The organism is Streptomyces sp. R21, assembly GCF_041051975.1.
Classification (GTDB): Bacteria; Actinomycetota; Actinomycetes; order Streptomycetales; family Streptomycetaceae; genus Streptomyces.
In genome coordinates this window covers 1,147,309-1,160,109 of record NZ_CP163435.1, presented here as the reverse complement: position 1 = coordinate 1,160,109, position 12,801 = coordinate 1,147,309, and the positions used below count along the sequence as shown (strand labels likewise).

General features: G+C 68.4%; 12 protein-coding genes. 2 read left to right on the top strand and 10 right to left on the bottom strand.

Features of this window, described 5'->3' with window-relative positions:
- Window positions 1-150: 150 nt before the first annotated feature.
- The 4 genes from AB5J56_RS05485 to AB5J56_RS05470 all read right to left on the bottom strand — a co-directional run bounded on the left by AB5J56_RS05485 (window position 151) and on the right by AB5J56_RS05470 (window position 4,013).
- Complete coding sequence (locus AB5J56_RS05485) at window positions 151-1,164, bottom strand: NADP-dependent oxidoreductase (protein ID WP_369230602.1); 1,014 nt, start codon at window positions 1,162-1,164, stop codon at window positions 151-153.
- Between the two features lie 182 nt (window positions 1,165-1,346).
- On the bottom strand, window positions 1,347-1,937 hold the full coding sequence (locus AB5J56_RS05480) for a TetR/AcrR family transcriptional regulator (RefSeq protein ID WP_369230600.1): 591 nt from the start codon (window positions 1,935-1,937) through the stop codon (window positions 1,347-1,349).
- A 53-nt stretch (window positions 1,938-1,990) separates the two neighbouring features.
- On the bottom strand, window positions 1,991-3,067 hold the full coding sequence (locus tag AB5J56_RS05475; RefSeq protein ID WP_369230598.1) for an SMP-30/gluconolactonase/LRE family protein: 1,077 nt from the start codon (window positions 3,065-3,067) through the stop codon (window positions 1,991-1,993).
- A 130-nt stretch (window positions 3,068-3,197) separates the two neighbouring features.
- Window positions 3,198-4,013, bottom strand: a complete 816-nt coding sequence (locus AB5J56_RS05470; RefSeq protein WP_369230596.1) for an oxidoreductase — start codon at window positions 4,011-4,013, stop codon at window positions 3,198-3,200.
- A gap of 237 nt (window positions 4,014-4,250) precedes the next feature.
- Between AB5J56_RS05470 and AB5J56_RS05465 the strand changes: the two genes are divergently transcribed.
- A complete protein-coding gene (locus AB5J56_RS05465) occupies window positions 4,251-4,724 on the top strand; it encodes a winged helix-turn-helix transcriptional regulator (protein ID WP_369242363.1) in 474 nt (157 codons plus the stop codon).
- Window positions 4,725-4,841: 117 nt separating this feature from the next.
- Here the strand turns inward: AB5J56_RS05465 and AB5J56_RS05460 are convergent, their stop codons facing one another.
- The 4 genes from AB5J56_RS05460 to AB5J56_RS05445 form a co-directional block, all read right to left on the bottom strand.
- A complete protein-coding gene (locus tag AB5J56_RS05460) occupies window positions 4,842-5,540 on the bottom strand; it encodes an SDR family oxidoreductase (protein WP_369230594.1) in 699 nt (232 codons plus the stop codon).
- Between the two features lie 622 nt (window positions 5,541-6,162).
- The gene (locus tag AB5J56_RS05455; protein WP_369230592.1) at window positions 6,163-7,635 is read right to left on the bottom strand and encodes a class I adenylate-forming enzyme family protein; all 1,473 of its coding nucleotides are present in this window, start codon (window positions 7,633-7,635) and stop codon (window positions 6,163-6,165) included.
- Window positions 7,636-7,670: 35 nt separating this feature from the next.
- A complete protein-coding gene (locus tag AB5J56_RS05450; protein ID WP_369230590.1) occupies window positions 7,671-8,594 on the bottom strand; it encodes an alpha/beta hydrolase in 924 nt (307 codons plus the stop codon).
- A gap of 6 nt (window positions 8,595-8,600) precedes the next feature.
- The gene (locus tag AB5J56_RS05445) at window positions 8,601-9,569 is read right to left on the bottom strand and encodes an enoyl-CoA hydratase/isomerase family protein (protein WP_369230588.1); all 969 of its coding nucleotides are present in this window, start codon (window positions 9,567-9,569) and stop codon (window positions 8,601-8,603) included.
- A 252-nt stretch (window positions 9,570-9,821) separates the two neighbouring features.
- Between AB5J56_RS05445 and AB5J56_RS05440 the strand changes: the two genes are divergently transcribed.
- Window positions 9,822-10,463, top strand: a complete 642-nt coding sequence (locus tag AB5J56_RS05440) for a TetR/AcrR family transcriptional regulator (RefSeq protein ID WP_369230586.1) — start codon at window positions 9,822-9,824, stop codon at window positions 10,461-10,463.
- A 181-nt stretch (window positions 10,464-10,644) separates the two neighbouring features.
- Here the strand turns inward: AB5J56_RS05440 and AB5J56_RS05435 are convergent, their stop codons facing one another.
- Window positions 10,645-11,415, bottom strand: coding sequence for a short-chain dehydrogenase/reductase (locus tag AB5J56_RS05435; protein WP_369230584.1), 771 nt, complete (start codon window positions 11,413-11,415; stop codon window positions 10,645-10,647).
- A 133-nt stretch (window positions 11,416-11,548) separates the two neighbouring features.
- Window positions 11,549-12,718: an amidase domain-containing protein gene (locus AB5J56_RS05430; RefSeq protein WP_369230582.1), complete on the bottom strand. Its 1,170-nt coding sequence runs from the start codon at window positions 12,716-12,718 to the stop codon at window positions 11,549-11,551.
- Window positions 12,719-12,801: the final 83 nt, after the last annotated feature.

The window sequence follows — 12,801 nt, the reverse complement described above, 5'->3', positions numbered from 1 at the left end:
CGTGCTGAATGGCACCGAGACGCTTGCAGCGGCGGCTCTCCGCGACCGTGGCCGTGGCCGTGGCCGCCAGGCGCCACCGCCATTAGATCGCCGACGGCGTCGTCGCCCCTCCGGTGGCCGTGCCGGACGGAAGGTGTGGCCGACAGGGTCTCAGTCGTTGTCGGGCACCATCGAGACCACGACCTTGCCGGCCTTGGTGCGGCCCTGCTCGACGTACGCCATCGCCTCCAGCGTCCGGTCGAACGGGAAGGTGCTGTCGATGACAGGGTGGAGCTTCCCGCTGTCGTAGAGGGCACTGAGTTTGCGCAGCTGGAAGCCGCTGGCCTGCATGAAGAAGAACTGGTAGCGCACGCCGAGCGCCTTGGCCTGCTTGCGGACCTTGCGACTGATCGCCTTCATGACCAGGCCCAGGAACGAGGGGGCGCGAAGCTGCTTGGCGAAGTCGGCGTCCGGCGGGCCGACGACGCTGATCGCCAGGCCGCCGGGCTTCAGGACGGTCAGCGACTTCTCGAGGTTCGCTCCGCCCAGGGAGTCCAGCACCAGGTCGTAGCCGGACAGTACCTTCGAGAAGTCTTCCTTGGTGTAGTCGACGACGACGTCGGCGCCGAGGCTCCTGACCAGCTTCTCGGTGTCGGTGCCAGTCGTCGTCGCCACTGTGGCGCCGAGGTGCTTGGCGAGCTGGATGACCGTCGAGCCGAGGCCACCGGCACCGGCGTGGATGAGTACCTTCTGACCCGGCTTCACCTGGGCGCGCTCGACGAGAATCTGCCAGGCGGCCAGGGCCACCAGCGGCACCGCGGCTGCCTCTTGGAGGGTGAGCGAGGCAGGCTTGGGCGCGACGTCGTCCTGGTCGATCGCGATGAACTCCGCGAAGCCTCCGATCCGCAGGTCGCGCGGACGGGAGTAGACCTCGTCGCCGACTTCGAAGCCGTGTACGGCGGAGCCGACCCGCGTCACGACGCCGGCCACGTCGTGGCCGAGCACGAACGGAGTCTTGTACTTCAGGAGCTGCTTGAACTCCCCGTTGCGGACCATTTTGTCCAGCGGATTGATGCTGGCGGCGCTCACTCTGACCAGGACGTCGCGGTCCCCGACGGTGGGCTCGGGTACGTCTGCGGCGCGCGCGCCGTCCTTGCCGTACTTCTCGACGACGAATGCCTTCATGCCGGCGCCTTTCTGCGTGGGTATACCGATGGTTCACGTGATTCTTCGCGCAGGTTCCCGTGCGCGCCCGTTCTCGCGTGCGACCGGGTTGATGTGCTGGCCGCGACGCTACTTACTGAGTATAGAAAAGTAAACTCAGCGAAGATGGGATCGGCCCGGGTGGTCGATACGCGGATGGTGTCTCAGTTGTGCTCGTCGGCATCCAGCAGTGCGAGGGCGTTGCGGATGCCCTGTTCGAGGAGGTCGTCGGCGAGTTGCCGGTCGGTCAGGGCACGGGAGAGCTGCAGCGTCCCGGCCAGCATGCCGAGGAGGCTGAGTGACCTCAGGCGCGCCGACGGCGGATCGTGGGGTGCCAGACGGGCGGCGAAGCCGTCGACGAGGACCAGCGCGCCGTCGGTGTATGCCTGCCTGGTGGGATCCGGGGAGCGTGCGATCTCGTCGAGCAGGGCGGCGTTGGGGCAGCCGTCCTCGACGCTGTCGCGCTGCTCGGTGGAGAAGTACCAGCGAATCATCTGCTCGAGTCCGGCACGGCCGGGCGCCGTCTGCGCGACGATGTTCTCGTGCTGGGCGCGCATCTGGTCGGCGACCGCAGTGGCGACGAGTTCGTCCTTGGACGCGAAGTAGGCGTAGAAGGTGCCGTTGGTCAGCCCCGCGTCCTTCATGAGCGTGGCGACGCCGGAGCCGTCGATGCCGTTCCGCTTGAGCCGGCGACCGGCCGTCGCAATGATCCGCCGCCTTGTCTCGTGCTTGTGTTCTTTGGCGTACCGCACCATGCGTTCCTCCGTCGGAGCCGGAGCTTGCGCCCCTGGCTGCCGCCCTGGTCAGGTCAGTGTGCCGCGTGGGCAAGGAGAGCCGCGAAGTTGATCCTCGCGGTCTGCAGTTTCGGGTCGTGGGGCTCGGGGACCCCGCCGTCGGTGATGTACAACCGGTCGCCGCGAATCGCGGTCGCGGAGGGCGAGGCGAGACCGTCCGCGCTGGTCAGGACGGGCTTGTAGGTGCCGTTCGGGTAGACCACCACGATCCTGTCCGGACCGTTCTGCGAGGAGGAGCCGTTCTGCGCCGCGAACACCACATCGGACCAGGGGGTCAGGAAGCTGAGATCGTCGATGTGGGGCAGGCCGCCCGCGACAAGGCGGATGGGACCGGCCGCGCCGGTACCGGTGACCGGCACCCGCAGCAGCGTTCCCTTGTTGAAGTTGCTGACCCACAGAGCGCCGTTGTGGAACCTGAGCCCGTTGGCGCCGATCGGCAGGGCTTCGGTCGGCACCGGTGCGAGAGCGGCATCGGTCAGCCACGGGGTCACCGATCCGCCCGAGACCGGGACGGACCAGATGATGCCCTTCAGGCTGTCCGCGATGTAGAGGGTGCGTCCGGCCGAGTCGATGGCCAGCCCATTGGGGCCCGCGTCGGCGGGCAGAGCGGCGATGCGCTGAGGGGCACCGTCCGGGCGCACCATGTACACGCCGTTTCTGGCCGCGTTGCCCGGGGCCCACACGCTGTAATAGACGGTGCCGTCATCACCACGGGCGTTGCCGCTGATCGCCTCACCCACCTGCCCGGTGGCGAGCACCGTGCGCGCTCCGGACGGGGAGATGCGCATCAGCTCCGGCCCGTGGGTGCGCTCGCACACCGCGCAACTGCCGAGCAGGGACAGGGTCACTGAGCCGTCGGGGTTGACGGTGATGTTCTCGGGGATCTCGCCGGCGGAGTGGTCGAACTTCGCCGCGGTCCGTACGTCGGTGACAACCGATCCGCCGTACGACTGACCCGTCCCGGCGGACGCGGACGGCGCCGACCCCAGGACGGCCGCCGTCGCGGCGACCGCCAGCGCGACTCCGACGTTCAGAAAACGCTTGGCGCTCGATGCGCTGCGCCGGGCCGTTTGCTGGCGTTGTGGCTGCATGACTCTCCTCGGCAAATCAACGAGTGACTGATCAAGTGGCTGATCGATGGGACTTTCGGCGGCGTCAGAGATGCCGGGTGCATCGGAGACTTCCGGGCGGAATCGGCGCCCCTGAAGCCGGACCGGGATGTCAGGTGGGCATGCGGTTGTTCTTGCGGATCTGCCTGTCGAACGCTCCGGCGGGGACGAGGCGGCGCGCCGTGGTGACGCGTGAGGCCAGCGGGCCGGCGGCGTAGCGCAGCTTCGGCTTCTTGTCGGTGGCCGCGGTGACGATCACCTTGGCGACGACGGCGGGGTCGTCACCGTCCTTCATCGCATCCGCCATCACCTCGTCGAAGACGCGCCGTCGCTCCGCGTACAGAGGCAGCGGGGTGTCGGGCTGCGCGGCGTTGGTGTCGAAGCTGGTCTTGGTGTAGGCGGGCTGGACGAGGAGGACCCGGACGCCGTGCTCGCGGACTTCGTGGTCCAGCGACTCGGAGTAGCCCTCGATGGCGTGCTTCGACGCGACGTAGAGGGCCATGAAGGGCTGGGGGGCGACCCCGAGGACGGACGAGATGTTGATGACGCGTCCGCTGCCCTGGGCGCGCATGTGCGGCAGGACGGCCTTCGTCATACGGATGACACCGAGGACGTTGATGTTCAGGACGTTCTGGGCCTGGGTGACGGAGTTCTCCTCGACGGCGCCCGCCGAGCCGATGCCCGCGTTGTTGACCAGGACGTCGATGCGTCCGAACCGGTCGATCACCTCTGCGACCGCGGCGGTGGCCGAGTCGTCACTGCCCACGTCGAGATCGAGGTACGTCACACCGGCGGGCGGGGTGAGCCCGGAGGTCTTGCGGCCGGTCCCGATCACCTCGAAACCCGCCGCGACGAAGGCGCGGGCCGTCTCCTTGCCGATCCCCGATGAGGCACCTGTCACGAGCGCCACCGGCCGAGTTGTCGCCATCACGAGCTCCCTTGCTTTGAATTACGTTCGTATGTCTTACGGTCATACGACAATAGAGGGGTCGCCGGTCGATGGCAAGTGGTCGCGTCCGGCGATCGGGGAAACGTGGGGTGCGTCTCGCGTGCGGCCGGGTCGAATGACCGATCACGGACCGTTGGCTGAGTATCTAAAAGTAAACTTAAATCGGGTAGGGTCATCCCCATGGATGCGTGGACCGAAGGTCTTCAGGGCGCCGGCATGGACTCCCGTCTCGACCGGGACATGTCGAACTGCTCGATTGCCCGGACTCTTGAGGTCGTGGGTGAGAAGTGGACGATCCTGATCCTGCGTGAGGTCTGGTACGGCTCGTCCCGCTTCAGCGACTTCGAACGCGTCCTCGGGTGTCCTCGTAACCTTCTTGCGGCGCGGCTTCGGATGCTGGTGGAGGAAGGGATCCTGGCCACCGAGACCTACAAGGAACCGGGCTCGCGGAGCCGGCCGAAGTATGTGATCACGCCCAAGGGCATGGATCTGGTCCCGGCCGTGATGGGGCTCCTGCAGTGGGGCGACCGTTACCGCGCCGACCCGGAGGGCCCGGCCGTACTGGCGCGACACCGCGGATGCGGCGCGCACGTCGACGCCCAGATCCGCTGCGAACGGGGCCACGCCGTGCAGGCGGACGACATCGAGAGCGTCCCCGGCCCTGCATTTCGCATGAGGTCGCCCGAGTGAGCTGAAGAGTCCTCTGTAGAAGTGGATGTGGATCGGGATGCCGGGCGCGGGGCGGGGCGTGAGATCCCGAGCACGAGCATCGACGGTCCCCCGATCCGCGGTTCTGGGCGGTGACCTTCAGGGCAGCTGGGGGTAGAGCGCCGAGACGCCTCCGGCCAGTGCGGCCTGCGCCTGGCGGGCGGCGTTGTCGGCGAGTATCTCGTAGGCGCCGGTGGCGATGCCGTCGACGGCGATCCGGGCGATGTCGGCGGGATCGGACTTGGGCCCGTCGACGGCCCGGACCATGTCGGTGTCCATGTAGCCGACGTGCAGTCCGGACACGCGGATGCCCTGGTCGGCGAGTTGGAGGCGCAGGGTGTTGGTCAGGGACCACTCCGCGGACTTGGCGGCGCAGTAGGCGCCGAGTTCCGGGAAGCTGACCCAGGACAGGCCGGAGAGGATGTTCAGGATCGTGCCGCCGCCGTTGGCCGCGATCTTGGGCGCGAAGGCGCGGACCATCGACAGCGTGCCGAAGTAGTGGGTGTCCATCTCCAGGCGGATGTTGTTCAGGTCGGCGGCGAGCAGGTCGGCACCGGTGGATGAACCCGCGTTGTTGACCAGGATGGTCACGTCGCCGATGGCCTCGGCGGCGGCTGCGACGGAGGTGGAGTCGGTGATGTCGAGCGCGATCGGCTTGGCGCCGGGCAGGTCCACCTGGTCGGGGTTGCGGGCGCCCGCGTAGACGGTGGCGCCGCGGCTGAGCAGTTCGGCGGCGAGAGCCCGGCCGAAGCCGCGGTTGGCTCCGGTGACGAGGACGGTGCTGGTCGAGAGGTCCATGGAGGGTCCCTGGTGAAGTAGGAAATGGCGTGCTGCTGGGATCGACCGCGCCGCCGGTGTCAGGGGGCGAGCGCCGGTCGGCCGGCCTCGGTGAGCCCGCGGATCTGTCCGTCGGGCCAGGGGTGGCCGATCTGATGCCTGGGGGCGCCCGTCGCGAGGGCACCCGTCACGAATGCTGTGGGTCGAGGCCTCGGCAGTGAGGACTCCCAGTCATTGGCGTACGATCATAATGCTATACGGGGTCAATCGGTGATCGCAAGCGCTGTGTGCGGAGAGGGGGTGGGGTGTGCCGTGTCCGACGTGGGGAGTGCGAGCGTGCCCGGAGAGCGCGGTCTGCGGGATGGCATAGAGGCGGCTCTGCCGCGAGGTCCTGGCGCCCGCGCCGCAGTCCTGTCGCGGAACACCTCGACCCTCGGCTGCGAGACCGCCGACGTCGCGCGTTCCTGACCGGCGCGTGGAGTGCACCGGCCGGGCGGAAGCAGTGGGCGGGTGGCCAACGGGGGAGGGGCCCGCCGTGGACACGGCGGGCCCCTCCGTCAGCTCACTCAGGGTGGTTCAGAGCTTGACGATCAACTTCGGTACCGCGGGCCGTACTCGAGACAGCGACACCCCCCCGTGTCGACTACGACCCGGCGGAGACAGCGGTGTGGGAGCCGCGCAACGAGGCTTTGTCGATCTTGCCGACCGCGTTCTTCGCGAGGGCCTCCACCACGAAGAAAGCGGTCGGGCGCTTGTAGCCGGTGAGGTTGCGCGCACAGAGGGCTTTCAGCGCCAACGGATCGACGGTCGCGCCCGGTCGTGGCTGGACGTAGGCGACGACCACCTCTCCCCACTTCTCGTCGGGTACGCCGATCACGGCGGCTTCGAGTACCGACGCGTCACCTGTCAGCACATCCTCGATCTCCTTGGGGTAGATGTTCTCCCCACCCCGGATGATCATGTCCTTCGAGCGCCCGACCAGGGTCAGATAACCCTCGGCGTCGAGGTGGCCCACGTCGCCGGTGTGCAGCCAGCCGTCGACGATGACTCGGGCCGTTTCGTCCGGACGGCCGAGATAGCCCCGCATGACGTTGGGGCCCCGCAGGACGACCTCGCCGTCCATGCCCGGCGCCACCTCGGTACCGTCCGCGCCGACGATCCGGATCTCCTGTCCCGGGAAGGGAAGCCCCACGGTTCCGGCACGTCGGGGGCCCGCGACGGGGTTGATGGTGGAGCCGCAGGTTCCTTCGGAGAGGCCGTACCCCTCGACGAGTGGGAACCCGTATCGCGCCTCGAACCGGGTCAGCAGCTCGGCGGAGGCGGGTGCCGCACCGCAGACGCCGTACCGCAAGGACGAGGTGTCGGGCCGGACATCGTCCGGGAGCGCCGCAAGCATGCCGTAGATCGTCGGCACCGCACTGAAGAAGGTGGGGCGCTCGCGCTCGACGACGTCGAAGAACGTCTGAGGGTTGAACCGGTCGGTGATGACGACACTGGCCCCCGCGAGCAGCGGCATGAGGATGCTGACCACGATGCCGTTGACGTGGAAGAGCGGCAGGATCAGCAGGCACCGGTCGGCCGGCCCGACGTGCAGTGACCGGCGCCCCATCTCCGCCATGGCGTCGATGTTGGCGTGGTCGAGCATCACGCCCTTCGGTGTGCCGGTCGTGCCGCTGGTGTAGATGAGGAGAGCCAGCGCGGAGGAGTCCGGATGGGGGACTTGGTCCGATCCCACCGCTTCTTCGTACAGTTCGCCGACGGCGAGTACGGCAGCACCGCCCGCGACGACGGACGCGCCGTCCTCCACCACCAGCAGGCGCGCGCCGGAGTCCTTGAGCTGTCGGACCACCTCGACGTCGGTCATGCTCGGGTTGACCGGCGTGATGGTGGCGCCGAGCCGCCAGGCGGCGAACAGCAGCAGTACGAACTCGACACGGTTCGCCAGCTTGAGGGCCACGACATCGCCGGGATCGACTCCGAGGTCCTGGAGCTGACGCGCTGCCGCCCGGACGCGGTTCAGCAACTGGGTGTTGGTGAGTGACTGGCGGCTGTCCGAGAGCGCGAATCCGTGGGGGTCGAGGTCGGCGCGGCGGTCGGGAAGGGAAGCGAAATTCATGGCGGGTGTACCTGTCTCGGGGTGTTGCGATCCGGTCAGGGAGTCGATGCGGCGGGCGCCGGGTGCAGCTGGCGGGTGAGGAACTCGGTCTGGTCGCGCACCAGTTCCTCGAAGGTCTCGCCGGTGTAGAAGTCGAAGTGGCCGGCGTCGTACCTCTTGATCTCTCCCCGCGGCGCTGTGTGCGCGTACCGGAGCGTCTGGGCGGGCGGCGTGACGGAGTCGGTGTTGCTGACGCAGAAGAGGATCGGGATGGCGACCTTCTTCGCCGCCCGCCCGGGCCGGTAGGCGGCGATGGTCGGAATGACGCGTGCCGCCACCTCGTTGCGGAACGTCGTCCCGGGCGGCTGCAGTGCCTGGTATCCGGGCAGTGCGTCCGGAGCGTTCATGAGGGCCGGAGAACCGGGGGAGGCCGCGATGGGAACCATCGAGGGCGCTTTGCCGCGGAGCCGGGTCGCCAGATCCCGGGCGAGCACGGGGGCCATCCTGAGTGAGGCGAGGGGGCCCAGCGCGAGCGCGGAGGCGAGACCGTCGGTGAACGGGCACTGGGCCACGGCCGCGCGCAGTTCGGGATGGCGCGAGGCGACGGTGATGGCGTGACCGCCGCCGAAGGAGCTGCCCCAGACCGCGACACGGGTGCGGTCGACGTCAGGGCGGGCCTTGACGTAGGCGAGGGCGGCATCCCAGTCGGCGAGTTGACGCTTGATCGACAGGAGCTGGCGGGGGTGGCCGCCGCTGTCCCCGAAGTGCCGGTAGGTGAAGGCCACGGCGGCGATGCCGGCCTGTGCGAAACGCTCGGCGAAGGCGTCCAGGCGCATCTCGCGGATGGCGCCGAGGCCGTGCCCGAGGACGACGACGGGCGGGGAGGTGACGCCCGTGGGGAGGTAGAGCCACCCGGCGCAGGTGCTGTCGCCGGAGGGGAAGGTGATGTCGTGACGGGTGAAGGACTCAGGAGCGGTCATGTCGGCTCACCGTCCGACTGTCGAGCGGCGCACGGGCACGCTGCCCACAGCGAGTGATTGTGCGTACGTGTCCTGGTTGTAGAGCGGGAGTTCGCCCTTGGCGTTCGTCGACTCCAGGTAGTCGAGCATGAGTTCCTGGCCCTCCTTCGACATGACTCTGGTGAAGAACTCGGCGCGTTCGACGTGCAGGCCGTCTTCAAGTGACATCGAGCCGCCGAAGTACACCGACCGCTTGGCGGCCTCGACCGACCCCTTCGACCGCTTGCCGAAGTGCTCCGCGAGTTCGATCGCCTGCGCGACCACCTTGTCCTGTGCGACGACCTTGTCTACCGCCCCGTTGGCGAGAGCCTCCGCGGGCGTGAAGGGCTTGCCTTCGAGGATCGCGGCCAAGGAACGGTGGGTGCCGATCAGGCGGGTCAGCCGTTGCGTGCCGCCGCCACCTGGGATGATGCCGAGGAGGATTTCCGGCTGGCCGATGAAGAAGTCCCCGTCGGCCATGACCCGCAGATCGCACGCCCAGGCGAACTCGGCGCCGAGGCCCAGAGCCGATCCGTTGAGGGCGGCGACGAAGAGGACACCGCTGGCGTTCATCCGGAGGAAGGTCGTGTGCAGGCGCTCCAGTTGGAGGGCTCCCCGCATCGGGGTCCTGCGCATCAGGGGCCCGAGGAGACGGGACCGGTCAATGTGCTTCGCCATGCGTACGACGGCGGCGGCTCCGCGTCGGCCGACCGTCGGGCTCGCCGCGCCCTCTTCCTGCAGCCACCGGACCGCGGCGTGGCTGACGAACCGCTCGGGACGGGCTCCGGTGAAAACGACGGCACGGATGCTCGGATCGCGGTCGACCCGGTTCACCAGCCTGTCGAGCTGTTGGGCGATATCGAGGCCGAACACCTGGTGCGGGCCGCCGTCGACCCGGACGACCAGGACGGTCCCGCGGTCCTCGATCTCCAGATGGCCCTTGTCTTTGTATGGCATGGATTCTGCTCCCGGGCTGAGGTCATGGGGAGTGGAAAGCGCGTGGCGGAGGGTACGTACAGGCGCCAGGAATCTGGGACAGCGCGAGAAGGCGCGTCCAGGGGCGGGCGCCGGCGTCCAAAACGGCACGTCACTCGGATGTGTACTATTGCCGTGACAGCCAGATAACCAAGTTATTTAAAGCGTGTCAACAGTGGAGGCGGGAGAGACATGTCAGGGCGGGCGAGAGTCGATGACGCGCCGGAGCGGCTTGTGCGGGCCGCCATCGGTCTGCTGGCCGAACAGGGGCCGTCGGCCGTCAAGGCGCGCACGGTGGCGACCGCGAGCGGACTGTCGACGATGGTGGTCTACAGCCACTTCGGTGGGATCCCCGAACTGATGCGAGCCGTCGCCGACCACGGGTTCAAGGAACTAGGCGCGGCTTTCGCCCGGGTGCCGGTGACGGAGGACCCGATCGCGGATCTCTTCGCCATGGCCTTGACCTGTCGTCGGGTGGCCCGCGAGAACCCTCACCTGTACGACCTCATGTTCGGGCTGTCCACTCGTGCGACGTACCGGCCGCTGTCGGATGCGGACCTTCGCTTGAGTGGGCGTTCCCCGGCCTTCCGAGGTGCCCACGCTCATGTCACCTCAGCGTGCGAACGGCTCGTGCGCTCCGGCAGGGTCGAGCCGCAGGAACCCGAAGTCATCGCCGCCCAGTTGTGGAGTCTCGTGCACGGTTACATCACTCTTGAACTGGCCGAGCACTTCGTCGAGTTCGATGACGCTGCGGTGCAGGTGCTGCTGCCCTTGGGCGTCAACTTTTCTGTGGGGTTGGGTGACAGTCGGGAACGCGCCGAGGCCTCGCACCAGGCCGGCGCGCGCCTTTACGAGTCGATCGTCCAAGGCCCATGAAAGCCGGGGCGGTGGGACGCTGCTCCGTGCCCGGCTAGGACGACCTGGTTTCTGACTGGGACGACCTGGTTTCCGCACCGGGGGCGTCGGTACCGGGCGTGAGCTGGTCGTGCCTCCCCAGTGTCCCGACCTCTCGCTCGAGGGACGGAACCGCGCGGGCCGCGAAGCGCCGAGCCCAGGGTCAGGCCAGCGGGGAATTCAGCGCTCCCTTCGCCCAGTTGGCCACGACGACTGCACGCGGGACGTACACGCGGCTGCGCCGACGCACGAGCCCGTCGACGATCGCGGCAGCCGCCCGGTCGGCGCTCGTGGTGACGTTGCCCGGGTAGGGCAGCCGGTTGCGCAGGGCCTGGAACGAGGGGAGGCCCGCCTCGGCGCCCCGGACGAGGTCCGTGTCGATCCAGGAAGGGTGCACCAGGCCCACGGTGACCCCGAGATGCGCCACCTCTTGGCGATAGGTCAGGGCGAGCAGTTCCGTCGCGGCCTTGCTCGCGCCGTACGAGGCCATCGCGGCCAGCGGCATGAAGGACAGCGCGGACGCCACGACCAACACGTGGCCCCGGCTGCGCTCCAGATGGGGCGTCGCGTACTTGAGGGTGCGGAACACCCCGTTCAAATTGACGTCCAGGACCCGCTCGAACGACGCCTCGTCCGTCTGTCGCACCGTCCCGTACGCCACCACGCCGGCGTTGGCGACGACGAGGTCGATGCCGCCCATGACCTCCGCGGCCTCGTCGATCGCCGACCGTAGAGCGGTGCCGTCGCGCACATCGGCCTCACGCCAGAAAGCGGTGGGGCCCAGATCGCGGGCGAGGTCACAGAGCCGGTCGGGCTCCAGTCCGATCAGGGTCACCCGGGCGCCTCGGGCGGCGGCGAGGCGGGCCACCTTCTCGCCGATGCCACGTGCCGCTCCGGTGACGACCAGCCTTCTGCCCAGCAAGTCACGTTTCATGGCGGCAACATAACTTCGTTATTGATTGGGTGCAAGAGGTCGTGCGGGTGCGGGTGATGTGCGAGGTCCCGCATATCCGGGAGGAGCGGGGAGTCGGACACTGGGCCCGGCTCCCCGCCCCGGAGCGCACCGGTCAGGTGCGGTAGGCGTAGAACGCCGCGTTCGGGTAGGAGGCGACGAGGCTCGCGACCGACCTGCGGTAGGTGTTGTTCGAGTGGTACGTCACGTACGGCACGCCCTGCGGGCTGCGGTAGGTGACGATCATCGTGTGGTCCTTGGACCCGTTCTTGTCGAAGTCCATCTGGAGCACGTCGCCGACGTCCAGCTGGTAGACGTTGGCGAGGCTGGTGGTCCGCTTGGAGTTCTGGGCGAACCAGGACCACTCGTTGACGCCGACGAAGGAGTCCGACTGGATGTCCGCGTTGCCGAACCACTTGGTGTAGTCGTACACGTAGCCGGGGATGTGCTTCCAGCCACCCGCCTTCAGGGACTGACTGACGAAGTTGGTGCAGTCGCCGCCGGCGCCGTGCCCGTTGTAGTTCGGGTAGTTCGGGTTGTAGTTGCTCCAGTACTTCTCCGCGTACGTCGCCATGGCCTTGTAGTCCAGGGTGGCGCCCGTGAGGGTCTTGGGCTTGGCGGGCGCGGGGTACGTGGTCGCAGCGCGGGGGGCGTCCGGCGTGTCCGAGGCGGCGACGGGGGCCTTGACGGACGGCTTGGCGAGCGTGTTCACCGCGATGGGGTCGGTGTCGCGGATGCCGGTCAGCTGCCAGTTGCCCCGCTCGTCGGCGGTGAACGTCAGCTCGTGGTGCGCCTGGAAGCCGGTGGTCTTCGGCTCGTCGCCGCGGACCTTGGCGTATGTGAGGGTCGTGGTCTCGGTGACCGCGGCCTTGGCCTTGTGCCCCGTCACGCGCGTGGCGTCCAGTGTGACGGTGGTGCCGGCCTTGCTGTACTTTTCGCCGAGCTTCGCGAGACGGTCCTTGCGCCCCTCCAGCGAGGACAGGGTCGCTCCCTCGGTCCGGGCGGTGCCTGAGGACACGCGGACCCCGCCGGAGAAGCCGTTGGACAGCGGCTTGTTGCGGTCCCCCTGCTTGCCCTCGACCAGGGCGTCCGTACGGTCGGTGAAGACCGCGTCGGCCAGCCGCTGGAAGGTGGCCTTGGTCTGCGCGTCGACCGTGGGGTCGTCGACGACGGCCGCACCGGCGCTCCAGTTGGGCAGCAGCGCCACTCCGGCGACGACGGAGGCGGCGGCTGCCCCGAGTATGGTGGCGCGTCGCCCCGTACGGCTCAATTTCCTTGACTTCACTGAAGATTCCCCTCTTCACCGGCACTGGGGACGCCGGGAAGCGCATCTTCGCATGCCCTGTGTGCGTGTTGTGAAGAGGGATA